At 64.4% G+C, this 26,964-nt stretch carries 20 protein-coding genes; 11 read left to right on the top strand and 9 right to left on the bottom strand.

Going from position 1 to position 26,964, the window contains the following annotated elements:
- The first annotated feature begins 66 nt into the window (after positions 1 to 66).
- The 4 genes from hrpB to nhaA all read left to right on the top strand — a co-directional run bounded on the left by hrpB (position 67) and on the right by nhaA (position 6,042).
- Positions 67 to 2,676, top strand: a complete 2,610-nt coding sequence (gene hrpB, locus JG739_RS00840; protein ID WP_202364832.1) for an ATP-dependent helicase HrpB — start codon at positions 67 to 69, stop codon at positions 2,674 to 2,676.
- A 32-nt stretch (positions 2,677 to 2,708) separates the two neighbouring features.
- Positions 2,709 to 4,034 carry an ActS/PrrB/RegB family redox-sensitive histidine kinase gene (locus JG739_RS00835; protein ID WP_202367284.1) on the top strand — a complete coding sequence of 442 codons (1,326 nt, stop codon included), beginning with the start codon at positions 2,709 to 2,711 and terminating at the stop codon, positions 4,032 to 4,034.
- A 64-nt stretch (positions 4,035 to 4,098) separates the two neighbouring features.
- Positions 4,099 to 4,662, top strand: coding sequence for an ActR/PrrA/RegA family redox response regulator transcription factor (locus tag JG739_RS00830; protein ID WP_202364831.1), 564 nt, complete (start codon positions 4,099 to 4,101; stop codon positions 4,660 to 4,662).
- 183 nt (positions 4,663 to 4,845) lie between these two features.
- A complete protein-coding gene (gene nhaA / locus JG739_RS00825; RefSeq protein WP_202364830.1) occupies positions 4,846 to 6,042 on the top strand; it encodes a Na+/H+ antiporter NhaA in 1,197 nt (398 codons plus the stop codon).
- A gap of 236 nt (positions 6,043 to 6,278) precedes the next feature.
- Here nhaA and JG739_RS00820 read toward each other — a convergent pair whose 3' ends face one another.
- Entirely contained in the window at positions 6,279 to 6,779 is a 501-nt protein-coding gene (locus JG739_RS00820) for an MmcB family DNA repair protein (RefSeq protein WP_202364829.1), read from the bottom strand.
- A gap of 175 nt (positions 6,780 to 6,954) precedes the next feature.
- Here JG739_RS00820 and JG739_RS00815 point away from each other — a divergent pair, with 175 nt between their 5' ends.
- Positions 6,955 to 7,188, top strand: coding sequence for a hypothetical protein (locus tag JG739_RS00815; protein WP_202367283.1), 234 nt, complete (start codon positions 6,955 to 6,957; stop codon positions 7,186 to 7,188).
- 49 nt (positions 7,189 to 7,237) lie between these two features.
- Here the strand turns inward: JG739_RS00815 and cueR are convergent, their stop codons facing one another.
- Positions 7,238 to 7,660, bottom strand: a complete 423-nt coding sequence (gene cueR / locus JG739_RS00810) for a Cu(I)-responsive transcriptional regulator (protein WP_202364828.1) — start codon at positions 7,658 to 7,660, stop codon at positions 7,238 to 7,240.
- 227 nt (positions 7,661 to 7,887) lie between these two features.
- On the opposite strand from cueR, the gene JG739_RS00805 reads away from it, so the two are divergent.
- Positions 7,888 to 8,505, top strand: a complete 618-nt coding sequence (locus tag JG739_RS00805) for a L,D-transpeptidase (RefSeq protein WP_202364827.1) — start codon at positions 7,888 to 7,890, stop codon at positions 8,503 to 8,505.
- Between the two features lie 114 nt (positions 8,506 to 8,619).
- On the opposite strand, the gene JG739_RS00800 is transcribed toward JG739_RS00805, so the two are convergent.
- The 3 genes from JG739_RS00800 to trpS all read right to left on the bottom strand — a co-directional run bounded on the left by JG739_RS00800 (position 8,620) and on the right by trpS (position 11,040).
- Complete coding sequence (locus tag JG739_RS00800) at positions 8,620 to 9,189, bottom strand: NifU family protein (RefSeq protein WP_023796710.1); 570 nt, start codon at positions 9,187 to 9,189, stop codon at positions 8,620 to 8,622.
- 188 nt (positions 9,190 to 9,377) lie between these two features.
- The gene (locus tag JG739_RS00795) at positions 9,378 to 9,869 is read right to left on the bottom strand and encodes a universal stress protein (protein WP_023796709.1); all 492 of its coding nucleotides are present in this window, start codon (positions 9,867 to 9,869) and stop codon (positions 9,378 to 9,380) included.
- A gap of 88 nt (positions 9,870 to 9,957) precedes the next feature.
- Positions 9,958 to 11,040: a tryptophan--tRNA ligase gene (gene trpS, locus JG739_RS00790; protein WP_202364826.1), complete on the bottom strand. Its 1,083-nt coding sequence runs from the start codon at positions 11,038 to 11,040 to the stop codon at positions 9,958 to 9,960.
- Positions 11,041 to 11,450: 410 nt separating this feature from the next.
- Here trpS and JG739_RS00785 point away from each other — a divergent pair, with 410 nt between their 5' ends.
- The gene (locus JG739_RS00785) at positions 11,451 to 11,612 is read left to right on the top strand and encodes a hypothetical protein (protein WP_202367728.1); all 162 of its coding nucleotides are present in this window, start codon (positions 11,451 to 11,453) and stop codon (positions 11,610 to 11,612) included.
- 45 nt (positions 11,613 to 11,657) lie between these two features.
- Here JG739_RS00785 and murJ read toward each other — a convergent pair whose 3' ends face one another.
- Together murJ and JG739_RS00775 are read right to left on the bottom strand one after the other, a co-directional pair.
- Positions 11,658 to 13,241 carry a murein biosynthesis integral membrane protein MurJ gene (gene murJ, locus JG739_RS00780; protein ID WP_202364825.1) on the bottom strand — a complete coding sequence of 528 codons (1,584 nt, stop codon included), beginning with the start codon at positions 13,239 to 13,241 and terminating at the stop codon, positions 11,658 to 11,660.
- Positions 13,242 to 13,287: 46 nt separating this feature from the next.
- Entirely contained in the window at positions 13,288 to 16,089 is a 2,802-nt protein-coding gene (locus JG739_RS00775) for a [protein-PII] uridylyltransferase (protein ID WP_202364824.1), read from the bottom strand.
- 299 nt (positions 16,090 to 16,388) lie between these two features.
- On the opposite strand from JG739_RS00775, the gene JG739_RS00770 reads away from it, so the two are divergent.
- From JG739_RS00770 to JG739_RS00760, 3 genes are all read left to right on the top strand, one after another.
- Positions 16,389 to 18,893: a heavy metal translocating P-type ATPase gene (locus tag JG739_RS00770; RefSeq protein ID WP_202364823.1), complete on the top strand. Its 2,505-nt coding sequence runs from the start codon at positions 16,389 to 16,391 to the stop codon at positions 18,891 to 18,893.
- Between the two features lie 43 nt (positions 18,894 to 18,936).
- Positions 18,937 to 19,353 carry a CopM family metallochaperone gene (copM, locus tag JG739_RS00765; RefSeq protein ID WP_202364822.1) on the top strand — a complete coding sequence of 139 codons (417 nt, stop codon included), beginning with the start codon at positions 18,937 to 18,939 and terminating at the stop codon, positions 19,351 to 19,353.
- Positions 19,354 to 19,435: 82 nt separating this feature from the next.
- Complete coding sequence (locus JG739_RS00760; RefSeq protein ID WP_202364821.1) at positions 19,436 to 20,281, top strand: aldo/keto reductase; 846 nt, start codon at positions 19,436 to 19,438, stop codon at positions 20,279 to 20,281.
- Between the two features lie 97 nt (positions 20,282 to 20,378).
- Here JG739_RS00760 and JG739_RS00755 read toward each other — a convergent pair whose 3' ends face one another.
- Both JG739_RS00755 and mutS read right to left on the bottom strand, forming a co-directional pair.
- On the bottom strand, positions 20,379 to 21,542 hold the full coding sequence (locus JG739_RS00755) for an IS4 family transposase (protein WP_199202850.1): 1,164 nt from the start codon (positions 21,540 to 21,542) through the stop codon (positions 20,379 to 20,381).
- Positions 21,543 to 21,723: 181 nt separating this feature from the next.
- Complete coding sequence (gene mutS, locus JG739_RS00750; RefSeq protein WP_244749911.1) at positions 21,724 to 24,411, bottom strand: DNA mismatch repair protein MutS; 2,688 nt, start codon at positions 24,409 to 24,411, stop codon at positions 21,724 to 21,726.
- Positions 24,412 to 24,616: 205 nt separating this feature from the next.
- Between mutS and JG739_RS00745 the strand changes: the two genes are divergently transcribed.
- Positions 24,617 to 26,896 (top strand): NADP-dependent malic enzyme, encoded by a 2,280-nt coding sequence (locus tag JG739_RS00745; RefSeq protein ID WP_202364819.1) that lies wholly within the window; start codon positions 24,617 to 24,619, stop codon positions 26,894 to 26,896.
- The last annotated feature ends 68 nt before the right edge of the window (positions 26,897 to 26,964 follow it).

Raw genomic sequence — 26,964 nt, 5'->3', positions numbered from 1 at the left:
ACCGCCGCCGCTGATATGCGGGGCGCGACCGACCTGCCGCGATTGGATGGATACATCCCTGAAACAATGACCAGAAAATCCTTGCCAGAGCTTCCGGTCTCCGCCGTGCTGCCGGCGCTCGCTGAAGCGCTCGGCCATGGCAACAGTGCCGTGCTGGTGGCGCCGCCCGGCGCCGGCAAGACGACGCTGGTGCCGCTGGCGTTGCTCGATGCAGCATGGCTCGGCAAGGGGAAGATTATTGTGCTCGAGCCGCGCCGGCTCGCTGCCCGCGCTGCCGCCCGCCGCATGGCTGAACTGCTCGGCGAGCAGCCCGGCGAAACGGTCGGCTATGCCATGCGGATGGAGAACCGCACTTCTGCGAGGACCAGGATCCTCGTCGTCACCGAAGGCGTGCTGTCGCGGATGATCCTCGACGATCCGGAGTTGCACGATGTCTCGGCGGTCTTCTTCGACGAGTTCCACGAGCGCTCGCTCGACGGCGATTTTGGTCTGGCGCTGGCGCTCGATGTGCAAGGTGCGCTGAGGCCCGATCTGCGATTGCTGGTCATGTCGGCGACGCTCGACGGCGCGCGCGTCGCGCGGCTGCTTTCCAGCGCCCCCGTGGTCGAGAGCGAGGGCCGCGCCTTTCCTGTCGACATCCGCTACGACGAGCGGCCGGCCGGCATCGCCATCGAGGACGCCATGGCCAAGGCGATCCGCGCGGCCCTTGCCGAGGAGAGCGGCAGCGTGCTCGCCTTCCTGCCCGGCCAACGCGAGATCGAACGCACTGCCGAGCGGCTGCAAGGCCGCGTCAGCGCCGACACCGACATCGTGCCGCTCTATGGCATGCTCGATAACAAGGCGCAGGACGCCGCCATCAAGCCGGCGCCGTCCGGCCGCCGCAAGGTGGTGCTGGCGACCTCGATCGCCGAGACCTCGATTACCATCGACGGCGTGCGCGTCGTCATCGATTCCGGCTTGTCGCGCCTGCCGCGCTACGAGCCGGCCAGCGGCCTGACGCGGCTGGAGACGGTGCGGGTCAGCAAAGCCTCCGCCGACCAGCGCGCCGGCCGCGCTGGCCGCACGCAGCCGGGCGTCGCCGTCCGGCTGTGGCGGGCCGAGCAGACTGCGGCACTTCCCGCCTTCACGCCGCCGGAAATCCTCGAGGCTGACCTTTCCGGACTTCTGCTCGATTGCGCCGCCTTCGGTGTCGCCGACCCGTCGAGCCTCTCCTTTCTCGACCCGCCGCCGGCCCCGGCACTCAGTGAGGCAAGGGCGCTGCTTCGTGCGCTCGACGCCATTGACGAGGCAGGGCGCCTGACGCAATCGGGTGCTGCGATGCGCTGGCTGGCACTGCCGGTACGGCTGGCTCACATGGTCGCCGAGGCGGCAAGCACCGGCCAGGCGTTCGAGGCGGCCATGCTTGCCGTGCTGCTCACCGAGCGTGGCCTGGGCGGCGAAGGCGCCGACCTCGAACGGCGGCTGATGCGGTTCCGATCCGAAAGATCGCCGCGCGCCACCGCCGCGCGGCAACTCGCCGAACGGCTGGCCTTACCCTCCCCCTCGAGGGGAGGGTCGGCGAGCGAGCCGAGCGCAGCGAAGCGAGGGAGACGGGGTGGGGTCGCCGATGGCGTGCCCGACATGACCCCACCCCGCTCCGCTTCGCGGATGGACGTGCCGGGGCGAGCCACGGGTCTCGCCCGTCCTTCGGACCCCCTCAAGGGGGAGGGTAGCGCCGCCGGCGCTCTCCTCATTCATGCCTGGCCGGACCGCGTCGCCAAGGCGCGCGGCGAGCGCGGCCGTTTCGTGCTGGCCAACGGTTCGGGCGCCATACTCGACGCCGCCGACCCGTTGGCGGGCCAAACCTGGCTCGTCGTCGCCGATCTGCAGGGCAAGGCGCAGAACGCCCGCATTACCGCAGCGGCGGCGATAGACGAGGCCGACATTCGCGCTTCGCTTGCGCAAAAAATCGAGACAAACCGCGAAACCAGTTTCGACCGCGACCGGCGCGCGGTGCGCGTGCGTGAAACCGTTCGCCTCGGCGCCATCACCCTGTCCGAACGCATGCTGCCGGCGCCGGCCGGCGCCGCCGCCGATCGCGCCATCCTCGACGCCTTGCGCCAACACGGGCTGTCGCTGTTGCCATGGGGCAAAGAGGCGGAAACGCTGCGCCAACGGCTCGGCTGGCTGTATCGCGGTCTTGGCGTGCCCTGGCCAGATGTTTCCGACGCGGCGCTCATCGACCGCCTCGACGACTGGCTGCTGCCCTTCCTTTCCGGCGCGGCGTCCTTTGCCGCGATCGATCCGGGCGTGCTTTCGACGGGCCTGATGGCATTGGTGCCGCACGATCTGCAGCGCCGGATCGAGGCGCTGGCGCCGACCCATTTCGACGCTCCGTCCGGCAGCCGGGTGCCGATCCGCTATGACGGTGAATGGCCGGTGCTGGCGATCCGCGTCCAGGAGCTGTTCGGTCTCGACCGGCATCCGGCAATCGCCAACGGCAGCGTGCCGCTGACGCTCGAGCTATTGTCGCCGGCGCACCGGCCGATCCAGACGACGCGTGACCTGCCCGGTTTCTGGCGCGGCTCCTGGGCCGATGTGCGGGCCGAGATGCGTGGTCGCTATCCCCGGCATGTCTGGCCGGAGAACCCGCTTCTCGCCACCGCCACCAGCCGCGCCAAACCGCGGGGGAGCTAGCCTTTATCCTTTTCCGGCTATAATCCTTGGCCATGATAAACATCCTGCGGGCGCCCGACTTCCAGCAAAGCCAGCGGCTGCGCCTCAACACGCTGATCAGGCTGCGCTGGCTTGCCATTGTCGGCCAGAGCCTGGCGGTTCTTGTCGTTGCCTACGGGCTGAAATTCCCGCTGCCGGTGAGTCTCTGTTTCGCGCTGATCGCCTGTTCGGCCTGGATGAACCTGTTGCTGACCTTCCGGTATCCGGCGGCGCATCGGCTGACCCCGTTGCAGGCTTTCGCCATCCTGACCATCGACAGCCTGCAGCTTGCCGGTCTGCTCTACCTGACCGGCGGCCTCACCAACCCATTTTCGGTGCTGGTCACCGTGCCCGTGGTCATCTCGGCGACGTCGCTGCCGCTGCGCCTGACCGCCATCCTCGGCGCGCTGGTGATGGTGGCGGCGAGCCTGCTGGTGTTCTTCCATCTGCCGCTGCCCTGGTACGAGGGCGCGCCGCTGGAGATGCCGTTCATTTACGTCGCCGGCATGTGGATGGCGGTGTTTTCCTCGGTCGCCTTCACCGCGATCTACGCCTTCCGCGTCGCCGAGGAAGCCCGGCTGCTCGCCAACGCGCTTGCCGCCACCGAACTGGTGCTGCAGCGCGAGCAGCATTTGTCGGCGCTGGACGGCCTTGCCGCCGCCGCCGCGCATGAGCTCGGCACGCCGCTCGCCACCATCACGCTGGTTGCCAAGGAGATGGAGAAGGCGCTCCGCAACGATCCGAAATACGGCGAGGACGTGACGCTGCTACGCTCGCAGAGCGAGCGTTGCCGCGAGATCCTCAAACGCCTCACCAGCCTGTCCTCCGAGGGCGAGGCGCATCTCTCCCGCCTGCCGCTGACCTCGCTGGTCGAGGAGATGACGGCCCCGCACCGTGATTTCGGCATCTCGATCAAGCTTCGCCCCGGCGAGCGCATCGGCCCCGAGCCGGTGGGACGGCGCAATCCCGGCGTCATCTACGGCCTCGGCAATCTGGTCGAGAACGCCGTCGATTTTGCCCGCAAGAGCGTCACCGTGCGCTGGAGCTGGAACGAGGCCACGGTCACCTTCTCGATCACCGACGATGGGCCGGGCTTTCCTCCCGAGATCATCGATCGCATCGGCGAGCCCTATATGTCGACGCGCCAGGGCACCGAGGCCGGCGGCGGGCTGGGACTGGGGCTGTTCATCGCCAAAACCCTGCTTGAGCGCTCGGGCGCCACGCTCGATTTCCGCAATTCAAACGAGCCGGGCGAGGGCGCCGTCGTGCGGATATCGTGGCCGCGCAGCGTCTTCCTCAATCCTGAATCGGCTTCGGCCACCATGTTTGACACGGCTTGAATTGGACAATAGCGCTGCCAAACTATATCTGCGTAAAAATCGGGCAGCAGGAATTTAGAAGACGATGAACGGCGACGAAACGATTGGCGCAATGGTTGAGGGCGAGGACACCTCGCTGCTGATCGTCGACGACGACAGGCCGTTCCTCACGCGCCTTGCCCGCGCCATGGAAAGCAGGGGTTTCGTGGTCGAGACGGCCGAGAGTGTCGAGGAGGCGGTAGCCAAGGCGCGCGCCAATCCGCCAGCCTACGCGGTGGTCGACATGCGGCTCGCCGACGGCAACGGCCTCGACGTCGTCGCCGCCATCCGCGAGAAGCGCGACGACGCCCGCGCCGTCATCCTCACCGGCTATGGCAACATCGCCACCGCGGTTACGGCGGTGAAGCTGGGAGCCATCGACTATCTGTCGAAACCGGCCGATGCCGACGAGGTTTTCGCGGCTCTTACCCGCACTGCGGGCGAACGCGCCGCACCGCCTGAAAACCCGATGTCGGCCGACCGCGTGCGCTGGGAACACATCCAGCGCGTCTACGAAATGTGCGACCGCAACGTCTCCGAGACGGCGCGCCGGCTCAACATGCATCGCCGCACGCTGCAGCGGATACTCGCCAAACGCGCGCCGCGCTAACACCTGACCGAACCGAAGGGTCGCGTCGGCGAATAGCGGGCATCACGCGCAAATCAAGGTGCTACAGCGTCCTTTGCGCGCCCAAAAGATACGCCGCGCTGTAGAGGCTTGCCCTGCCATCGGCGGTTGCGCATCATCGCACGATGCGACACCGGCCCTTTCGGCCGACACGACGGAGACGACATGCAGGACCAGAAGCCGCGGCCGATCTCCATTTTTCGCGAATTCGTCGCCAGCGAGGCGGCAGGCGGCATCGTCCTGATGGCAGCCGCGGCATTGGCGCTGGTCGTCGCCAATTCGCCGCTGGCCGAAACCTATTTCGACGCCCTTCACGCCTATCTGGGACCGCTCAGCGTATCGCACTGGATCAATGACGGCCTGATGGCCGTGTTCTTCCTGCTGGTCGGCCTCGAGATCAAGCGCGAGATGCTGGACGGCCAGCTCTCGACCTGGCCCCGCCGCGCCCTGCCCGGCATCGCCGCTGCCGGCGGCATGCTGGTGCCGGCGCTTGTCTATGTCGCCATCAACCGCGACAATCCAGCCGCCCTGTCCGGTTGGGCGATCCCGACCGCCACCGACATCGCCTTTGCGCTTGGCGTGCTGTCACTGCTCGGCAGCCGCGTGCCGGGGTCGCTGAAGGTCTTCCTCACCGCGCTCGCCATCATCGACGACCTTGGCGCCGTCATCATCATTGCGGTGTTCTACACGAGCGGCCTGTCGCTCGCCTATCTCGGCGCTGCCTTCGCGGTCATCGCTCTGCTAATCGGGCTCAACCGCATGAAGGTGCTGACGCTGCTGCCCTATCTCCTGCTTGGTGTCGTCCTATGGGTCCTGGTGCTGAAATCGGGCGTCCATGCCACGCTCGCCGGCGTGGCGCTGGCCCTGACCATACCTTTGAAAATCACCCCGGGCATCAGCCGGGATTCAGAGGATTCCCCGCTGCACCAGCTCGAGCACGGCTTGCACAGAATAGTGGCCTTCGTCGTCGTCCCGATCTTCGGCTTTGCCAATGCCGGCGTCCCGTTCGCCGGCCTCAGCGCAGCCACCCTGGTCGAGCCGCTGACACTGGGCGTCGCCGCCGGCCTCGTCGCCGGCAAGCTGGTCGGCGTGTTCGGTTCTTCCGCGCTGGCCATCCGGCTCGGCCTCGCCGATCTGCCCGTCAATGCCGGCTGGCTGCATATGGTCGGCATTTCGCTGCTCTGCGGCATCGGTTTCACCATGAGCCTGTTCATCGGCCTGCTCGCCTTCGCCAGCAATGTCGAGCTGCAGGACGCTGTGAAAGTCGGCATCCTCGCCGGCTCCTTCATCGCCGCCATCCTCGGCGCCGCCGTGCTGCTGATGGCGCCGGCGGCGAATGGGGCGGACGAGGACGAAGAGTAGCCGAACGTCGCGCGCCCCTCATTGCCCTGCCCGTTCTCCGCAGCAGCTGCGGAGGGTCATTTCTCCCCGTATTGAGACGGGGAGAAAGACGCCTTCGCAAAGGATTTCGCCAATCTCCAGCGTTGCAGAACGGGTGCCGAGGTCGCGGCCAGCGTCCCTTCTCCCCGTTCACGGGGAGAAGATGCCGGCAGGCAGATGAGGGGCAGCGCAAACGTTACAGGGGAATCCGAAACCCTCTATTCGCTCTCGCCCTCCAGCGCCGGCACCGCCACACCGGCGAGTTCAGCCGCCAGCAGCCGCGCTGCGCCGGCCCGTGCGATCCTCAGCATCAGCGCCTTGCGCGTCGCCGCCGCCATGCGGTGCTCGGGCGCATCGCGCAGGATTTCGGCACCGTAGCCGTCGGAAAGGATAAAACCGCATTCCTGCGGAAAAATTTCCGAGGGTACGCCGGGATGAGTGGCAAAGAAGAACCGGTCGGAGTGCAGGCGATAATCCGGCCATTTGCGGTCGATCCTGAAATCCTCGATCGAGGACTTGATCTCGATGATCCAGATGTCGCCCTGGCGGGTCAGCGCGACGAGGTCGGCGCGGCGCCCGGTCGCCAGTGACAGTTCCGGCAGCACATGCGCGCCCATCTCCCTGAGCAGCCGCTGCACGCCGCGCCTGACCAGCATGGCGCGCTCAGACTGGCGGCCGTCGATCAGCGGATTGAGAGGAATCGGTGAGATGATTGGCATGGCGGCATCATGCCAGACTTTGTTCACGGTTTGAACCCGTTTTCTGGGAGGCACCCAAGCGCGCTGAAATGTGGTTTTTACGTGAAATCTTGCTACTCAAATGGACACCGCAAGTTCCACACATTAGCAATATGAGATACGGTGCGAATGCGGGTGGCTCTAGGGAGTGTGGATGATGAACGCGGAGGAGATGCAGGCGGTAGCCGACACCCTGATGCGGGTCGTGACGCCTGACATGGCACCCAAGCAATTGATCAAAGCGGCCAGGAAGGAACACCCGAATGCGTCAAAGAAGGACATCGCACGTGCGGCGTTCTTCTCGATTATCGCCAACGCCGAAGCAGACCACGGCAAGGCAAGGAACCTGCAGGCATTCGCTATAGCCGAGCGTGTCGACGGTACCTCTTGATCGCCGGAAAACCCAACGTGCAAAACGGCTAGCGCTAGCCGCGCAACCTTCACATCTGTGCGGGAACGACTTCATCACCTGGCGAGGACGCCCCTGCAATATCGTCAAGGATCGGGCAGTCCGGCCTGTCGTCACCGTGGCAGGCATGGATCAGCTTCTGCAGGGTCGAGCGCATCGACTGTAATTCGCGCACCTTCTCCTCGATTGCCGTCACATGCGCGGCGGCGATCTCGCGCACGTCATGGCTGGCGCGGCTGCGATCCTGGTACAGCGCCATCAACTGGCGGCAGTCGTCGATGGAAAAGCCGAGATTGCGCGCGCGGCGCAGAAAAGTCAGCCGGTGGATATCGTCGCCCGAATAGTCGCGGTAGCCATTGCCGGCGCGTGCGGGACGGATCAGGCCGATCTCCTCATAGTAGCGAATGGTCTTGGCCGGCAGGCCGGAACGCTGAGCGGCATCTCCGACATTCATGATTGGTTCCCTAACTTCCGGCGGCTTGGCGGACCGCCCCATTGAATTTCCTACATAATCTTATGAGAGCCGTTGCCGAAAAGCCACAGTTACCGACCTACCGGCATGTAAGCCCCTCCATATAGGCATCGCCCGCTTGGCAAGCAAAGCAAATGCCAGCATGAATGATGGCGACAAGGCGGCCGTCTCGTGCCGCTATCTTTTCGGGCGGGGCATCGGACCTTTTCATGCGCATGAAGTCATTCGCAATCGTCGCCGCACTAGCGCTGTCGACGGCAATTGCTGGTTGCAGCACCATCGGCTCGCAGATCTTCACCAACAACTATGGCCCGATGACCGATGCAGGTTATAAACTGCCGCGCATTCCGATCGAAAAGGTGCCATTCAAGTACCGCCGGCAGGTGGTGAGCTACGACACCGGTGAAAAGCCGGGCACCATCGTCGTCGATACCCAGAACAAGTTTCTCTACTACGTCATGGGCGGCGGCGAGGCGATGCGTTACGGCATCGGCGTCGGTCGCGAGGGTTTTGAATGGCGCGGCACCGCCCGCATCGCGGCGAAGCGCGAATGGCCGACCTGGACGCCGCCTTCGGCGATGATCAAGCGCCAGCCGGAACTCGCCAAATTTGCTGGCGGAATGGATCCCGGATTGACCAACCCACTCGGCGCGCGCGCCCTGTATCTGTTCAACAAGGGCGGCGATTCAGGCTACCGCCTGCATGGCAGCCCGGAGTGGAACTCGATCGGCAAGGCGATGTCGTCGGGCTGCATCCGGCTGATGAACCAGGACATCATCGACCTTTACGACCGCACCTCCGTCGGCGCCAAGGTCATCGTTCTCTAAAGCTCATACGCGGACCGTCTAGGCAACAACTGACGTCCCAAAACAGAAAACCGGGCAATTTGGCCCGGTTTTTTGTTTTTGCTCGAGTGCGGATTGTTCCTGGACGTTTGTCTCTCAAGAGACCTGTTCGACCTGTTGCACCTCGGGCACAAAATGCCGGAGCAGGTTCTGGATGCCGTGCTTCAACGTCGCCGTCGATGACGGGCAGCCAGCGCAGGCGCCCTTCATGTGCAGGAACACGGTGCCGTTCTCGAAGCCGCGGAAGGTGATGTCGCCACCGTCCTGGGCGACGGCCGGGCGCACCCGTGTGTCGAGCAGTTCCTTGATGGTGATGACCAGTTCCTCGTCGGCCTTGTCGTAGAATTCGCCGGTCTGGCTGGTTTCGGCGGCGGGGCCGGCCCTGGCCATGACAGGAGCGCCGGACATGAAATGTTCCATGATGGCGCCGAGGATCGCCGGCTTCAGATGCTGCCAGTCGGGGCCGTCCTTGGTCACGGTGACGAAATCATAGCCGAAGAAGACGCCGGTGACGCCGGGGATCTCGAACAGCCGGCCGGCCAGCGGCGAAGCCGCGGCAGCGCTGTCGGCATCGCGGAAATCGGCAGTGCCTTCTACGAGCACTTCCTTGCCGGGCAGGAACTTCAATGTCGCCGGATTTGGCGTCGATTCGGTCTGGATGAACATGGACGTCTCCGAGCCCGTTCGGGCAGATAGTTTGGAATAATTCTAAATAGGCCCTATCGGCAGGACATTCAAGCGAAACGCAGCGCCGGAACTGCCACCCGAGAGAATGTTTTTTCTTCTACCGCGCCGCACCGGAAGCGCAGGAAGCCGCCGTTCGCAGGCCGGCCTCACTCGAATATCAGCACACCTCAGGCCAGGCTGTCGATTTCTTCGTCCGACAGGTTCTGCGGCACCACTGTCACCGGGATCGGGAAGGCGGCGCCCTTGCCGGCGACCGCGCCGACCAGCGGCCCCGGCCCCTCCTTGCCGGCGCCGGCGGCCAGCACGAGGATGGCGATATCCTGGTCCTCCTCGATCAATTTGTGGATCTCTTCCGTCGGCTTGCCTTCGCGCACCACGAGTTCCGGCTCGATGCCGAGCTTCTGGCGCACCTTGTTGGCATAGCTGTCCAGTGCGGCGCGCGCGGTGGCGGTAGCCTCCTCGCGCATGATCTTCTCGACACCCAGCCAATGCTGGAAATCGTCCGGCTCGATCACATAGAGCAGCACCAGCACGCCACTGGTGCTCTGCGCGCGCTTCGAGGCGTAGACGACGGCCCGTTCGCATTCGGGCGTGTCGTCGATGATCGCCAAAAACTTGCGGCGATGGCCGGCTTCGCGGCTGAGGCGTTTGGAGACCATTTTCTACCTTCGATGGTTTCGGTCGCAATCTGCCACCGCCACAGCCCGGCCGCAAGCGACCGGCGGATGTAGCAATATTGGCTGCAGATTAATCCTGCAGCAGGCCGATGATGTCGCGCACGGTCTTCATCGTCGCCTCGGCCAGCAGGCCGGCCCGCTCGCCGCCGTCGCTCAGCACTGCATCGACATAGGCGCGATCGCCGGAAATGCGGCGCATTTCGCCGGCGACCGGCGCCAGCTTTTCCACGGCAAGGTCGGCCAGCGCCGGCTTGAACACCGAAAACTGCTGGCCGCCGAACTCCTTCAGCACCGCCTCTTTCGAGATCTCGGCGAGACCCGCATAGATACCGACCAGGTTTTCGGCTTCCGGCCGGCCGGCCAGGCCGTCCAATTCGCCAGGCAAAGCCTCCGGGTCGGTCTTGGCCTTGCGGATTTTCTTCGAGATGCTGTCGGCATCGTCGGTCAGATTGATGCGCGACAGGTCCGACGGATCCGACTTCGACATCTTCTTCGAGCCGTCGCGCAGCGACATGATGCGCGCCGCGGGTCCGCCGATGATCGGTTCGGTAAGCGGGAAAAAGCCGTTCACCGTCTCCTCGCCGACCTTCATTTCGACGCCGACGCCAAGGCCGGCGATGCGGTCGGAAAAGTCGTTGTTGAATTTTTGCGCAATGTCGCGTGTCAGCTCCAGATGCTGCTTCTGGTCGTCGCCGACCGGCACATGGGTGGCGCGGTAGACGAGGATGTCGGCCGCCATCAGGCTCGGATAGGCAAGCAGCCCGAGCGAGGCGTTCTCGCGATCCTTGCCGGCCTTGTCCTTGAACTGCGTCATCCGGTTCATCCAGCCGATGCGGGCCACGCAGTTGAAGATCCAGGCAAGCTCGGCGTGCTGCATGACCCGCGACTGGTTGAAGACGATGTGCTTCTTCGGGTCGATGCCGGAGGCGAGAAACGCCGCGGTGATCGCACGCGTCTGGTCCTTGAGATCCTCATGGACAAGCTGCGCGGTCAGCGAATGCAGGTCGACGACGCAATAGATGCAGTCGGAGGTGTCCTGCAGGGCGACGAATTTCTTGATGGCGCCGAGATAGTTGCCGAGGTGCAGATTGCCGGTCGGCTGGACGCCGGAAAAGACGAGTGGCTTGAAAGCGGGCTGATTGGCGTCAGTCATGGTGTTCCCTGGCTTGTGGAGGGCCGTTTCGCGCGCGGCGAAAGTCTTGCGACGGCGCGCTTATGGACGAGAGCGAGGAGACGATCAAGGGGCCGACAGCGATCGCGGCGCTTCATGTCGGATTGCTTGTTCAATATTGTTCGGGGCATCGCACTTTCGTTTGGCTCGACAGGCCGATGCCGCCCCTCATTGTCCTGCCGGACATTTCTCCCCGTATAGAGACGGGGAGAAAACGCCGTCATCACCGGTTTCGCCAATCGCCAACTTGCAGGAGGGGCGCCGACATTGCGGCCAGCTACTTTCTCCCCGTTTACGGGGAGAAATGCCCGGCAGGGCAATGAGGGGCGGCGCCGACATCGATATGCGTGATAGGGTGGACCATATTCTTCAAACGACCTGATGAGAAATGGATGACCATCACCAACGAGAAAGCTTTGGAGCGCCGACATGGCCGCGAGACGCCACTGGAGACAGCGGCACGGCTCCGGGCCGAGTTCGGTATTGAGCTGAGCGAGCAGGCCCGCAACCCGCTGCCGCGCTCGGTCTACGACGAATTGTCCGGCGAAGACTGATGCTCGTCGACGGGTTCGCTACGGTCAGGTTTACGGATCTGGAGTCTATTCCCTAGTCGGCGCAGGCCCCTTCCGCCTGATACTGCGCCGGATCATGCCGAAATCCGCCCCCCCGGTGACGAAGGCGGTAACGAAATAAAGCAGCGCCCCGCCGGCGACGAGCCCAAGCAGCGTTGCAGTCTTGACCACCAGCGGCGAGCCGGAAGCCAGTTGGGCGGCAAACCAGTGCTCGGCAAAATACAGCGCCGCCGCCATCACCGCCGCCGACAGCACCAGCCGTGGGATGCGTCTCATGAGCTGTACGTCGCGGCCCCAATGGCCGCGCCGGATCAGCACGCCGAGCAGCATCAGCGCATTGACCCAGCCGGCGACGGCCGAGGCGACGGCGATACCCGGCGCGCCCATCTGCGGAAACAGCGTCAGCGCGGTGGTGATGTTCACCGCCACCGAGATGGCGGCGAAGATCATCGGCGTGCGCGTGTCCTCGCGGGCGAAATAGCCGGGGGTGAACGCCTTGATCAGCACGAAGCCCGGCAGCCCCAAGCCGAAGATCGCCAGGATCGCCGCCACGATCGGCGTCGAGTTGTTGGCGGCAAACGCGCCGCGTTCGTAGACCAGCCCGACGATCGGCTCCGCCATGACCAGCAGTGCCGCCGCCGCCGGCAAGGTCAGGAACAGCGTGAACTCCACCGACCGGTTCTGCAGATTGGCCGCCTCGATCAGGTTGCCTGACTTCAGCGCTCGCGACAGTTCGGGCAGAAGCACGATGGCGACGGCGATGCCGACGACGCCGAGCGGCAGCTGGTAGATGCGATCGGCATAGGCGAGCGACGACACCGCGCTGTCCTGCGCCGAGGCGATTGCGGTGCCGATCAACTGGTTGATCTGGGTGATGCCGCCGGTGATCGCCGCCGGCAGCGCCAGGATCAGCAGCCGCTTGACATTGGGCGTCATCCTAGGCCGGCGAAAGCCGATCGAGATGCCGGCATGTCGCACCGCGACCCAGACGATCGCCAGTTGCACCAGCCCCGCGGCCAGCACCCCCCAGGCCAGTGCGAAGCCAACGCTGCGCGCGTCCGATCCCTTGTGCCAGGCATAGGCGAGCACGCCGATCAGGATAATGTTGAGGAACACCGGCGCCACAGCGGCGGCGAAATAGCGGCGCAGCGAATTCAGCATGCCGGCCATCATGGCGCCGAGCGACATGCAGATCAGATAGGGAAACATGATGGTCGCAAGCCCGACCGTCATCTCGAACTTTCCCGGCGAATCGGCAAAGCCCGGCGCCACCAGGTAGCGCACGATCAGCGGCATCGCCAGTTCCATGGCGATGGTCAGCGCCAGCAGCGCCGTGAACAGCACGCCGAACACCTCTTCGGAAAAGCGCTTGGCGCCATCGGTGCCGTGGGTCTCGATCTCCTTGGCGAAGAGCGGCACGAAGGCGGCGTTGAAGGCGCCTTCGGCAAACAGCCGGCGGAAGGTGTTGGGAAACTGGAAGGCGGCGTTGAAGGCGTCGGCGATCGGCCCGGTGCCGAGCGCGGCCGCCATCAGCATCTCGCGGCCGAAGCCGAGAGCACGGCTCATCAGCGTGCCGGAAGCGACCGTCGCGAACTTTTTGACAAGGCTCATGCGTCTGGAGACTGCCTGCAGGATTGGGACAAATGAATGGTGGCTGTCACTCGGCGGCGGCCTTGGCCTTGCCGCCGCGCTCGGGCACGGTGCCTTCGAGGACCACAATCAGCCTGTTTTGGATGGTAGCCATGCGCGTCGGGCTGTCGATCTTCTGGCCGGTGAGATCGGTGACATAGAAGGTGTCGATGACCTTTTCGCCGAAGGTGGTGATGTGGGCCGAGGCGATGTCGAGCGACAGGTCGGACAACGCCCCGGTGATCTCGGACAGCAGGCCCGGCCGATCCAGCCCCTCGACCTCGATCACCGAGAACCGGTTCGACAGCGTGTTGCGGATTTCGGCCCGCGGCTGGATGCGGAAGACCTTGGCGCCGCGCCGCGGCTTGGTGCGCTTCTCGATCATCTCCGGCAGCCAGCTCTTGCCCGACAGCACGTCCTCGATCAGACGGCCGACGCGTTCGGCGCGTCGGCGTTCGTCCTCGTCGCGGTCGAATTCCCTCGAGATCAGGATGGTGTCCAGCGCGCGGCCGTCGGAGGTGGTGAAGATCTGCGCGTCGACAATGTTGCCGCCGGCTGCCACACAGGCGCCGGCAATCACCGACAGCAGGCGGGGATGGTCCTGCGCCAGCACGGTGATCTCGGTCACCGCCTCGAACTGATGGGTCTTGATCATGGTGGCGAGCTTCTTGCCCGCCGCATCCGCCTCGCGGATGAATTCGGCGTGGCGAATCTGGTCGGCGAGATCGACCGCCAGCAGATAATTCTCATAGTGCTTGGCGACATAGCGCTTGCGGGCCTTTTCCGGCCAATCGGCGAGCGCCTCGGCCAGATTTTCGCGGGCGGCTGCGGTGCGCATCGCACGCGACACCTCCGAAAACCCGCCGGTCAACAGCAATTCGGTTTCGTAGTAGAGCGTGCGCAGCAACTGCCCTTTCCAGCCGTTCCAGACGCCAGGCCCGACGCCTCTGATATCGCAGACGGTTAGCACTAGCAGCAGCTTCAACCGTTCGACCGACTGCACGATCGCGGAAAAGTCCTCGATCGTCTTGCGGTCGTTGAGGTCGCGGGTCTGCGCCGTCATCGACATGGCCAGATGGTTCTCGACCAGCCAGGCAACCGTTTCGGTGTCGGCCGCCGACAGCCCCATATGCGGGCAGATGCGCCGCGCGATCCGGGCGCCCGCTTCGGAATGGTCCTCCGGCCGGCCCTTGGCGATATCGTGCAGCAGCACTGCGACATAGAGCGCCTCGCGGCTTTTCTTCAGCCCAGGCATCAGCGAGTGGGCAAGCGGGTGGATCTTTTCACCGTCGCCACGCTCGATCTCGGCCAGCACGCCGATACAGCGGATCAGGTGCTCGTCCACCGTATAGTGGTGGTACATCGAGAACTGCATCATGGCGACGATCTTGCCGAAATCCGGGATCAGCTTTGCCAGCAGTCCCGCCTCGTTCATGCGCCTGAGATTGAGTTCGGCATTGCGGTCCGACGTCAGTATGTCGAGGAACAGCCGGTTGGCTTCCTCGTCGCGCCTGAGCGCCTTGCCGACGAGGCCGAGCGATCGGGTCAGCAGCTTCAGCGCATCGGGGTGAAATTCCAGCCCGTGCCTGTCGGCGAACCAGAACAGCCGCAAGAGATTGACCGGATCGCGCTCGAACACCAGGTCGTCGGCGATGTTGATGCGATGGTTGTCGACAATGAAATCTGACGTGCCGGCAAGCTTGCGCTTGCGGCGCGAGAAGGTGAGGAAGATGCGGTTGAAGCCCGGCACATGCTTGGCCTGCTCTTCCTCGAGCGCCGCGCAGAAGATGCGGGTCAGATCGCCGACGTCCTTGGCGACGAGGAAGTAATGCTTCATGAAGCGTTCGACCGCCGACAGGCCCGGATGTGTGGTGTAGCCCAGCCGCTCGGCGATCTCGCGCTGGATGTCGAAATGCAGCCGTTCTTCGGCCTTGCCGGTGAGGAAATGCATGTGGCAGCGCACCGCCCACAGGAAGTCCTCGGCCTTCTGGAATTCCCGGTATTCGGTGCCGGTGAAGACGCCCTTGTCGACCAGTTGCTCGCCGGTGCGGACCCGGTAGAAATACTTGCCGATCCAGAACAGCGTCTGCAGGTCGCGCAGGCCGCCCTTGCCGTCCTTGACGTTGGGTTCGACCAGATAGCGGCTTTCGCCGGCCTTGGCATGACGCTCGTCGCGTTCGGCAAGCTTGGCCTGGACATATTCAGGTCCGGTCGTGCGCACCACCTCGCGGTCGAAGCGCTGCAAGAGCTCGTCATAGAGCTTCTGCTCGCCCCACAGGAAACGCGCCTCCAGGATCGAGGTGCGGATGGTGATGTCGGTGCGCGACTGCCGCAGGCATTCATCGATGTTGCGGGTGGCGTGGCCGACCTTCAGTCCCAGGTCCCACAGCACGTAGAGCATGTATTCGACGATCTGCTCGCCCCATGGCGTCTGCTTGTAGGGCAGCAGGAAGAGCAGATCGATATCGGATCCCGGCGCCAGCGTGCCGCGGCCATAGCCGCCGACCGCGACGACGGCCATGCGTTCGGCCGATGACGGATTTTTGACGCGATAGACGTGGGTGGCGGCGAACTCGTAGAGCGCGCGGATGGTTTCGTCCATGAGATGCGACAGCCGGGCGGCGCAGGCAGTGCCGCTGCCGTCGTCCATCAGCATGCGTTCGGCGATGCTGCGGCCGGCGGCTAGCCTGCCCTTGAGAAGCTGGAGAACACCGGCACGCGCTGCCTTGCCGGAGCCGTCGCCTGCCGTAGCCGCTGTCAGCGCGCTCATCTCGCGGCGCAAGGCTTCGCCGTCGATCAGTTCATCGAGCTTAAGAGAGATTCTTGCCATAAGTGCCGTTCGGCCTCGCCGTTTTGGCGGCGTCTATAGCGCGTTTTCGTGGCGCTGGGTATGGGGCGGACGGACACGCTCTTCCCGGGAGTCGAAACCGTATCATCGTCTCCTGCCGCAGCTGATAGATGGTCTTGCTGGACGAGGTTGCCAAGCCCAAGAGCGGTTTGGTTGCGGGATTTTCCGCCCTGGCCGTGCGGCATGCGCCACAGCCCAATATGCCGAAATTGGGCCTTGACCTTCCAGTCACTGGAAGCACTACCTCCGTTGCAAGTTCGAGACAGAGAGGCCTTTTCCGCATGACCCATCCCGGCCACGACCATCACCCGCATAGCGGCTGCTGTGCGCCGAAAGCGGCTCCATCCGTCGCCGACGCTGTGATTCGCGATCCGGTCTGCGGCATGACCGTCGATCCGGCCGCCGGCAAGCCGACAGCCGAGCATGGCGGCCATCGCTATCATTTCTGCAGCGAGCGCTGCCGTTCGAAATTCACCGCCGAGCCGGAAAACTATATCGCCGCCACCGACCCGGTCTGCGGCATGCGTGTCGAGCGTGCCGCCGCGAAGCACTTTTCCCGGCATCAAGGCCAGGGCTTCTATTTCTGCTCGGCCGGTTGCAAGGTGAAATTCGAGGCGGAGCCGGCAAAGTATCTTGGCGACAGGCCGGAGCCGCAGGCGATGCCGAAAGGCACGCAATACACTTGCCCGATGCACCCCGAAATCGTCCGCGACAAGCCAGGCGCCTGCCCGATTTGCGGCATGGCGCTGGAGCCGATGGGCGTGCCGACCGGCGACGAGGGCCCGAACCCGGAACTGGTCGATTTCACCAGGCGCTTTTGGGTGAGCGCCGCGCTGTCGGTGCCATTGCTGATCTTCGCCATGGCGCCGATGCTCGGCCTGACGTTTAGCGCCTTCATCGACGATTCCACCAAGATCTTGGTGGAATTGGCGCTGGCCAGCCCGGTTGTATTGTGGGCGGCTTTTCCTTTCTTCCATCGCGGCTGGGATTCGGTTCTCAACCGCAGCCCCAACATGTGGACGCTGATTTCGCTCGGCGTTGGTGCCGCCTATCTCTACAGCGTCGCCGCCGCGCTATTCCCGGATCTGTTTCCGCACCAGTTCCGCGGTCATGGGGGCACGGTCCCGGTCTATTTCGAGGCGGCCGCCGTCATCGTGGCGCTGGTTTTCCTCGGCCAGGTGCTGGAATTGCGCGCCCGTGAAAAAACCGGCTCGGCGATCCGCGCGCTGCTCGACCTCGCGCCGAAGACCGCGCGGCTGATCGGCGAGGACGGTTCCGAAAACGACGTGCCGCTCGACACGGTCAAGGCCGGCGACCGCCTGCGCATCCGCCCAGGTGACGCCGTGCCGGTCGACGGCATCGTGCTGGAAGGCCGCTCTTCGATCGACGAATCGATGCTGTCAGGCGAGCCGCTGCCGGTCGAAAAGACGCAAGGCGATTCCGTTACCGGCGGCACGCTCAACAAGAACGGCTCGCTGATCATGCGCGCCGAGAGGATCGGCGCTGAAACCACGCTGGCGCGGATCGTCGCGCTTGTCGCCAAGGCGCAGCGTTCGCGCGCGCCGATTCAGGGTCTGGCCGACCGCGTCTCCTTCTATTTCGTCCCCGCCGTCGTCGTGGTTGCGATCGTTGCGTTCATCGCCTGGGCGATCTTCGGGCCGCAACCCAGCCTGATCTTTGCCATCGTCTCGGCGGTCTCGGTGCTGATCATCGCCTGTCCTTGCGCACTGGGGCTTGCCACGCCGATGTCGATCATGACCGCCACAGGGCGCGGCGCGCATGCCGGCGTGCTGATCAAGGACGCCGAGGCGATCGAGCGCTTTGCCTCGGTCGACACGCTGATCGTCGACAAGACCGGCACTTTGACAGAAGGCCGGCCGAGATTGACCGACGTCGTCGCTGCCGAGGGTATGGCGGACGATGATCTGCTGGCCCTTGTCGCCGGCCTCGAAAAAGGCTCCGAGCATTCGCTGGCCGAGGCGATAGTCGAAGGCGCCCGGGAACGCGGGGTAAAGATTCCCGACGCCGGCGGTTTCGAAGCGGTCACCGGCAAGGGCGTTTCCGGCACGGTCTCGGGACAGAAGGTGGCGCTCGGCAACGCCGCGATGATGGCCGCTCTCGGCATCGATATCGCAGCCATCTCGACCAGCGCCGAAGCGTTGCAGGCAGAGGGCAAGACCGCGATGTTCGTCGCCGTCGGCAACAAGCTGGCCGGCATCGTCGCCGTCGCCGACCCGATCAAGACGACGACATCGGAGGCGATCAAAGCGCTGCACGAGCGCGGCCTGAAGATCATCATGGCGACCGGCGACAACGAACGCACGGCGAAAGCCATCGCCAGCAAACTCGGCATCGACGAGGTGCGTGCCGGCCTGCTGCCGGAACAGAAGAGCGCGCTGGTCGAGGAGTTGCGCGCCAAAGGTGCCGGCGTCGCCATGGCCGGCGATGGCGTCAACGACGCGCCGGCGCTGGCCGCCGCCGATGTCGGCATCGCCATGGGAACCGGCGCCGATGTCGCGGTCGAAAGCGCCGGGATCACGCTGGTCAAGGGCGATCTCAACGGCATCGTCCGCGCCCACACGCTCGCCCAGGCGACGATCCGCAACATCCGCCAGAACCTGTTCTTCGCCTTCCTCTACAATTTGCTTGGTGTGCCGGTCGCCGCCGGCGTGCTCTATCCGCTCACCGGCACGCTGTTGTCGCCGATGATTGCGGCAGCGGCGATGAGCCTGTCCTCGGTTTCGGTGATCACCAACGCGTTGCGGCTCAGGACGTTGAAACTCTGAGCCAAGTCCCCAGATAGGAATTCGTTTAAAAGGAGAATCATGAATGACGCTGGCCAAGAAGATCGTGCTGCTGCTGATGGCGGCGGGAATGCTGCTTGCCGTTTTCCTCGAAAGCATTCCGTCGCAAGCCCAGGAGACGAAACACGACATGGGGGCGCACGACATGGGGGCGCACGACATGGGTGCGATGGGCGCGCAGGGTGCTTCGACCGATAGCTACAAGGCGGCGATGGACAAGATGCATAGCGCGATGATGGCGATCGGATATTCCGGCAATGCCGATGTCGATTTCGCCCGCGGCATGATCCCGCATCACCAGGCGGCTATCGACATGGCCAAGGTTGAGCTTGCCAATGGCAAGGATCCGGAAATGCGCAAGCTGGCCGAAGCGGTGATCGCGGCGCAGGAAGCCGAGATCAAGCAGATGCAGGATTGGCTGGCCGCTCATCCGGTGAAGTAGCATCAGGCAGCTCGCGGGACGGACTTTGATCTGGATTTCTCCGCGGGGGTGTGCTGCCATCGGGCCTCGACTGGAGCGCGCCATGCCGTCAACGATAAGAACCACAACACTGCCCTCGGGCGAAGCCGTTCCCGTGCTTGGTCAGGGCACCTGGAGAATGGGCGAGGACGCATGCAGCCATGCCGAAGATGTCAACGCGCTGAAGCTCGGGCTTGATCTCGGCATGACGCTGATCGACACCGCCGAAATGTATGCCAGCGGCGGCGCCGAGGAAGTGGTGGCCGACGCCATTGCCGGGCGCCGCGACGAGGTGTTCCTGGTCTCCAAGGTGCTGCCATCCAACGCCTCGCGCACCGGCGTGCCGGCGGCCTGCGAGGCAAGCCTCAGGCATCTGCGCACCGACCGCATCGATCTCTATTTGCTGCACTGGCCCGGCAGCGTGCCGCTGGCGGAAACGGTCGAGGCCTTCGAAGCGTTGAAAAAAGCCGGCAAGATCCGCCACTGGGGCGTCAGCAATTTCGACACCCATGAAATGGAGGAACTGGTCAGTCTGCCGGCCGGCGACGGCGTCCAGACCAACCAGATCCTCTACAATCTGTCCCAGCGTGGCCCCGAATTCGACCTTGCGCCCTGGAGCCGGCAACGCGGCATTCCGCTGATGGCCTATTCGCCGGTCGACCAGGGCGTATTGGCGCGCAACGCCAGCCTCGAAGCCATCGCCGCCCGCCACGATGTGACAGCGGCGCAAATCGCACTTGCCTGGGTGATGGCACAGGACGGGGTAATCGCCATTCCAAAGGCCAGCAAACAGGAGCATATCCGCCAGAATGCTGCGGCGCTCGACATCGAGCTTACGCGTGAAGATTTCGCCGACATCGACCGCGCCTTCCCGCCGCCGAGGCGCAAGTCGGGCTTGGCGATGATTTGAGGGATTGAGAGCGGGGAAATGAAACTAAGGCCGCGTTCCTTCGCGCCCCCATGAAGCTGCCAATCTCCCCCCTCGTGGCAGGGCTGTCCGGGGAAAGTTATTCATAAATGAAGGCCATCTGATTGGGAGAGGCTCGGTCCCTTGGTCGGCTTGGATTGACCGGTGGCGGCTTATCGATGGTGTGCAGTTTCCGCCGCCCGAACAAGTATTGAGCGACCAGTTCTGTGAACCTCAAGATAGGAATAGTGACGCGGCGGGTGCGCGCGACAATGCGCAGCAGCGCAAAGGCGATCATTGCGGCAAAGAGTTGCAGGCGGATTGCATTGCCGTTGTTGCCGAGGAACTTGCGGATCTTGAGGTGCTGCTTGATCCATCGGAACAGAAGCTCGATGTGCCAGCGGCCTTTGTAAAGCCGTCCAATCTCGACGGCAGAGCGCTCCAGATCGTTGGTCAAAAGCGTGATGGTGTCGCCCGTTTCGCGCTGAACGCGCAGGCGACGCAGCCGCATCGGCAGCTTGCAAGCAGCCTTGCTGACCAAGCTTACCTCACTGTCTTCCACAACCAGGAAGCCGTCGCCCTGCGGCTCGGCTATAGGGCGATCACGCAGCAGCGCCAGCCTCATGTTGGATTTGGGCCGCGTCACGAAGATCGATCCGGCTTCGGCGATCGCCGTCCACCAGCCATAATGGCAGTAGCCCTTGTCGAACACGTAGGTCGCTCCAGCTTCGATCGTGATCTGGCGACCGACCTGGGCGTCGTTGACGTTGGCGTCGGTGATGTCGAGGACGCGCGGACAGTCGGTCTTCGGGTCATAGACGACATGCACCTTCATGCCGCGAATGCGCCCGTTCGACTTGGCCCAATCGCACAGTTTGCCGAGCGGAATGGGGGTCGAGTCGATCAGCCGCAGCATTGCTTCGCCCTCGCGCCGCATTTGCCTGTCGAGCAGGTTCGCCACCAGACCGAACGCCTCGGCAAAGATGGCGACCGGACGCCGTCTGTTGGCATCCGACAAGGTCGAACGCATCAACGGACCGCTGCCCAGGTGATAATGATGCTGGCTGTTGGCGTTCCAGCCGGCTTCCAGGCCACGCAAGCTGCTGCTGCCGCAGAACTGGGCATAGATCAGCGCCACCAGATGATCCCAGCTTCTGAACGATTTGTCGTACGCATCCCCGTCGTGGCGATCCACAATTGCTTGGAATTGACGCCGATCGATGGGTTCAAGAAGCTGCCCGAAGATGCTAGGTGCAAAGCGCATGCCCCGTTCCTTTTCTGAGTCTCGACAACCAGAGAAAAGACGGACAAACCCCGTTTTACGGGGCATGCACATGTGGCATTTCGATTCACTCAAAACTTTCCCCGGACAGCCCTGCCCTCGTGGGGGAGATGTCCGGCAGGACAGAGGGGGGCGCCGTAGAGCGCTATCTTACAAAGGCTGACTACTTCCCCGCCATCCCCTTCAATCTGTACAGCGCCTCCAGCGCCTCCCGCGGCGTCATCTCGTCGGGATTGATCTCCGCCAGCGCCGCGCTCAGCCCATCGCTCTTCACCGGCTTTGGCGCTTCCCGCCTCATTGCCACCGAAAACAGCGGCAGATCGTCGACCAGCCGGTTGGCCTTGCCCGAAACCTCGCCCGCTTCCAGCTGGTGCAGCACTTCCCTGGCCCGCCCGACCACCGCTTCCGGCAGCCCGGCCAGGCGCGCCACCTGCACGCCGTAGGAGCGGTCGGCGGCACCCTTGCCGACCTCGTGCAGGAAGACCACGTCGCCTTCCCATTCCTTGACCCGCATAGTGACATTGTGCAGTCGAGCGAGCTTGCTGGCCAACGCAGTCATTTCGTGGAAATGGGTGGCGAAGATCGCCCGGCAGCGGTTCTTCTCGTGCAGATACTCGACCGCTGCCCAGGCGATCGACAGTCCGTCGAAGGTGGCGGTGCCGCGGCCGATCTCGTCGAGGATCACCAGCGCGCGCTCGCCGGCCTGGTTGAGGATCGCCGCCGTTTCGACCATCTCGACCATGAAGGTCGAGCGGCCGCGCGCCAGATCGTCCGAGGCGCCGACACGTGAAAACAGCCGGTCGACAACGCCGATATGGGCTGATGTCGCCGGCACGAAGGAGCCGGTCTGGGCGAGGATGGCGATCAGCGCGTTCTGCCTGAGGAAGGTCGATTTGCCGCCCATATTAGGGCCGGTCAGCAGCCAGATCGCGCCGTTTTTGGCATCGCCTTCCGGCGACAGATCGCAATCATTGGCGACGAACGGTCCTTCGCCCGACCGCCGCAGCGACTGTTCCACCACCGGATGCCGCCCGCCCGAAATGGCGAAGGCGAGGCTCGCGTCCACGATGGGTCGGCACCAGGCCTCGCTTTCGCAAAGCAGCGCCAGTGCCGTCGACACGTCGAGCACGGCGAGTGCTTCGGCGCCGGCGCGGATCTTGTCCGCCTCGCCGACCGCTTCCGCCGTCAGCCTGTCGAAGGCGGCCAACTCGATCGCCAGCGCCCGGTCGGCGGCATTGGCGATCTTCGATTCCAAGTCCGCCAGTTCGGTCGTGGTGAAGCGCATGGCGTTGGCCATGGTCTGGCGATGGATGAAGCGCGCCTTCGCCCCGTCGCTGCTGGTCAAGATCGCATGGTGGTTGGCGGTGACTTCGATGTAGTAGCCAAGCACATTGTTGTGCCGGATTTTCAGCGAGCGGATGCCGGTTTCATCGATCAGCGAGCGTTCCAGCCCGGCGATCACTTTTCGTGATTCATCCCGGAGCGCCCGCATCTCGTCGAGATCAGCGTTGTAGCTGGAACGGACGAAGCCGCCGTCGCGCTTGAGCAGCGGCAGTTCGTCGGCGAGCGCCTGCGTCAGATGCTCGGCCAGCGGGCGCGGCAGCGCCTCGATCGCCGCCAGCGCCGCCGCCAATTCTGGTGGAAGGGCGGTCGCCGCAAACAGTTCGGCAATAGCGCCGGCGGCCTCGAACCCGGCACGCAGGGCGCCGAGATCGCGCGGGCCACCGCGGTTGAGCGCCAGCCGCGACAGGGCGCGTGGCATGTCGGCGACGCTCTTCAGGCTCGCCCGCACCGCCTGGCACAGTTGTGTCTCGGACCGGAAGAACGACACCGAATCCAGCCTTGCGCCTATAGCCGCCGGATCGGTTAGGGGCGCCATCAGCCGGTCGGCGAGCAGCCGCGCCCCGCCACCGGTCACCGTGCGGTCGATCGCCTTGAACAGCGAACCCTCGCGGCTGCCGGACAGCGTGCGCAGCAGTTCCAGATTGGCGCGTGTCGCCGGATCGATGAACAGCGTCGAACCCTGCTCCTCGCGCTCGGGCCGCGACAGCGGCGGCCGCTCGGCCTTCTGCGTCTTCTCGACATAGGCGATGGCGCCTGAGATCGCCGACAGTTCGGCGCGGGAAAACGTGCCGAAACTGTCCGGCGTCGCCACCTCGAAGAAACGGGCGATGCGCCCGGCGGCCGACGCCGAGTCGAACAGGCTCGGCGGCTGCGGATTGGCGACGCGGCCGAGCACTTCGAACACCGGTTTCAGCTCCGGATCGTAAAACACCGGCTCGGCGACGATCAACTCGCGTGGGTCGACTCGAAAGACATCGGCGAGCAGCCGGTCGGCGGTTGTCTCGGCAACACGGAAGGCGCCGGTCGAGATCTCGATCCAGGCCAGCGCAAAACTTCCTTGGTTCCCTGTCGCGCTGCCGCGCTCCCCGCCTCTTGGCTCGGCCCCGCCCTTGACCCGGCCGAGCGCCATCAAAAAACTCGATTCCGACGGCGCCAGCAACTTGTCCTCGGTGATGGTGCCGGGCGTCACCAGCCGCACCACGTCGCGGCGCACCACCGATTTGCCGCCGCGTTTCTTCGCCTCTGCCGGATCCTCGATCTGCTCGCAGACGGCGACGCGGAACCCCTGTCCAATCAGCTTCTGCAGATAATCGTCGGCGGCATGCACCGGCACGCCGCACATCGGGATGTCTAGGCCCTGGTGCTTGCCACGCTTGGTCAGGACGATGCCGAGCGCCCGGCTGGCCTTCTCGGCGTCGTCGAAGAACAGTTCGTAGAAATCGCCCATGCGGTAGAACAGCAGCGAATCCGGATTCGCCGCCTTGATCTCGATATACTGCTCCATCATCGGCGTTGCCGGCGCAACGGCCGGCGTAGCGCTGTCGCTGCGAATGGGCGTTTCGTCGTTCAAGAAATTGCTTCCAAAGTTTCCCAAGCCATCTGCTTGGCGGTTTACAGCGGCGAAGTGTAGCCTTAATCCCGAACGTTCCACAAAAGAAAGCACCGCGCCCGTCTCAACGAGGTGCTGCACGGGTGAGGAAATCGAAAGCATCATGGCCAAGAAAACCGAAAGCAACGGCCCCTCCGTCAGTGCGCAGGAGGCGCTGGAATTTCACGCCATGGGCCGCCCGGGCAAGCTGGAGATCGTCGCCACCAAGCCGATGGCCACCCAGCGCGACCTCAGCCTCGCCTATTCGCCGGGCGTCGCGGTTCCGGTTCTTGCCATTGCCGAGGATCCCAGCCGCGCCTTCGACTACACGGCGCGCGGCAACATGGTCGCCGTCATCTCCAACGGCACCGCCATCCTCGGCCTCGGCAATCTCGGCGCGCTGGCCGCCAAGCCGGTGATGGAAGGCAAGGCGGTGCTGTTCAAGCGCTTCGCCGATGTCGATTCTATCGATCTCGAGGTCGATACCGAGGATGCCGAAGAGTTCATCAATTGCGTGCGTTTCCTCGGGCCGTCTTTCGGCGGTATCAATCTGGAAGACATCAAGGCGCCGGAATGCTTCATCATCGAGCAGCGGCTGCGCGAACTTATGGACATACCGGTCTTTCATGACGATCAGCACGGTACCGCCATCATTTCGGCGGCCGGCCTGATCAACGCGCTGGAAATCACCGGCCGCGACATGAAGACCACAAGAATGGTCTGCAACGGCGCCGGTGCCGCCGGCGTCGCCTGCATCGAGCTGATGAAGGCGATGGGCTTTGCGCCCGAAAACATCATCCTGTGCGACACCAAAGGCGTCGTCTTCCAGGGCCGCACCGAAGGCATGAACCAATGGAAGTCGGCGCATGCCGTCAAGACCGACGCGCGCTCGCTGGCCGAGGCGCTCGACGGTGCCGACGTGTTCCTCGGCCTCTCAGCCAAGGGCGCGCTGACCACCAAGATGGTGCAGTCGATGGCCGAGAAGCCGATTATCTTCGCCATGGCCAACCCCGATCCCGAGATCACGCCGGAGGAAGTCGCCGAAATCCGCGCCGATGCCATCATGGCCACCGGCCGTTCGGACTATCCGAACCAGGTCAACAACGTGCTCGGCTTCCCTTACATCTTCCGCGGCGCGCTCGACGTGCGGGCGACCACCATCAATGACGACATGAAGATCGCCGCGGCGCGGGCGCTCGCCGAACTGGCGCGCCAGGATGTGCCCGACGACGTCGCCGCCGCCTACCAGGGTATGCGGCCCAAATTCGGCCCCAACTACATCATCCCGGTGCCGTTCGACCCGCGCCTGATCTCGGCCATTCCGATCGCGGTTGCCAAGGCCGCGATGGAATCCGGCGTCGCGCGCAAGCCGATCCTCGACCTCGACCGCTACGCGCAGGAGCTTTCCGCCCGCCGCGATCCGATCGCCTCGACCCTGCAGCGCATCTACGACCGCGTGCGTCGCCAGCCCAAGCGCATCGTCTTCGCCGAAGGCGAGGAGGAGCAGGTGATGCGCGCCGCCGTCTCCTATGTGAACCAGCGGCTCGGCACCGCCATCCTGCTCGGCCGCGACGATATCATCAAGGAGAACGCCAGGAACGCCGGCATCGAACTGAACAAGCAAGGCATCGAGATCATCAATGCCCGGCTGTCGCGCCGCAATGGCGTCTACACCGACTATCTGTACGAGCGCATGCAGCGCAAGGGTTTCCTGTTTCGCGACTGCCAGCGCCTGATCAACAACGACCGCAACCACTTCGCCGCCTGCATGGTGGCGCTTGGCGATGCCGATGGCATCGTCACCGGCGTCACCCGCAACTACTCGACGGCACTCGACGACATCCGCCGCATCATCGACGCCAAGCCCGGCCACCGCGTCATCGGCGCCTCGATCGTGCTGGCGCGGGGCCGAACCGTGATTGTCGCCGACACCGCCGTGCATGACATGCCGAATGCCGAACAGATCGCCGACATCGCCGAGGAGGCCGCCGGCTTTGCCCGCCGCATGGGTTATGAGCCACGGCTGGCCATGCTTGCCTATTCCACCTTCGGCCATCCGCAGGGCGAACGCTCCGAACGCATCCAGGAAGCGGTGCGCATCCTCGACAAGCGGCGCGTCGATTTCGAGTATGACGGCGAGATGGCCGCCGACGTGGCGCTCAGCGCACGCGCCATGGCGCAATACCCGTTCATCCGGCTGGCCGGTCCGGCCAATGTGCTGATCATGCCGGCCTTCCACTCGGCCTCGATCTCGACCAAGATGCTGCAGGAGCTCGGCGGCTCGACCGTCATCGGTCCGCTGCTGGTCGGCTTGGACAAGCCGGTTCAGATCGTCTCGCTCAACGCCAAGGACTCAGACATCGTCAACATGGCGGCGATTGCCGCATATACGGCGGGGGCGTGAGGAGCGGGGCAGCAGCGAGCGCCTCTTCCTTCTCCCACAAGGGGAGAAGGAAAAAAGAGGCGCCGCCT

It is taken from the genome of Mesorhizobium sp. L-2-11, assembly GCF_016756595.1.
GTDB lineage: Bacteria > Pseudomonadota > Alphaproteobacteria > Rhizobiales > Rhizobiaceae > Mesorhizobium.
Note: the sequence above shows the minus strand (reverse complement) of the source record. Positions and strands in the feature narration are given on the sequence as shown.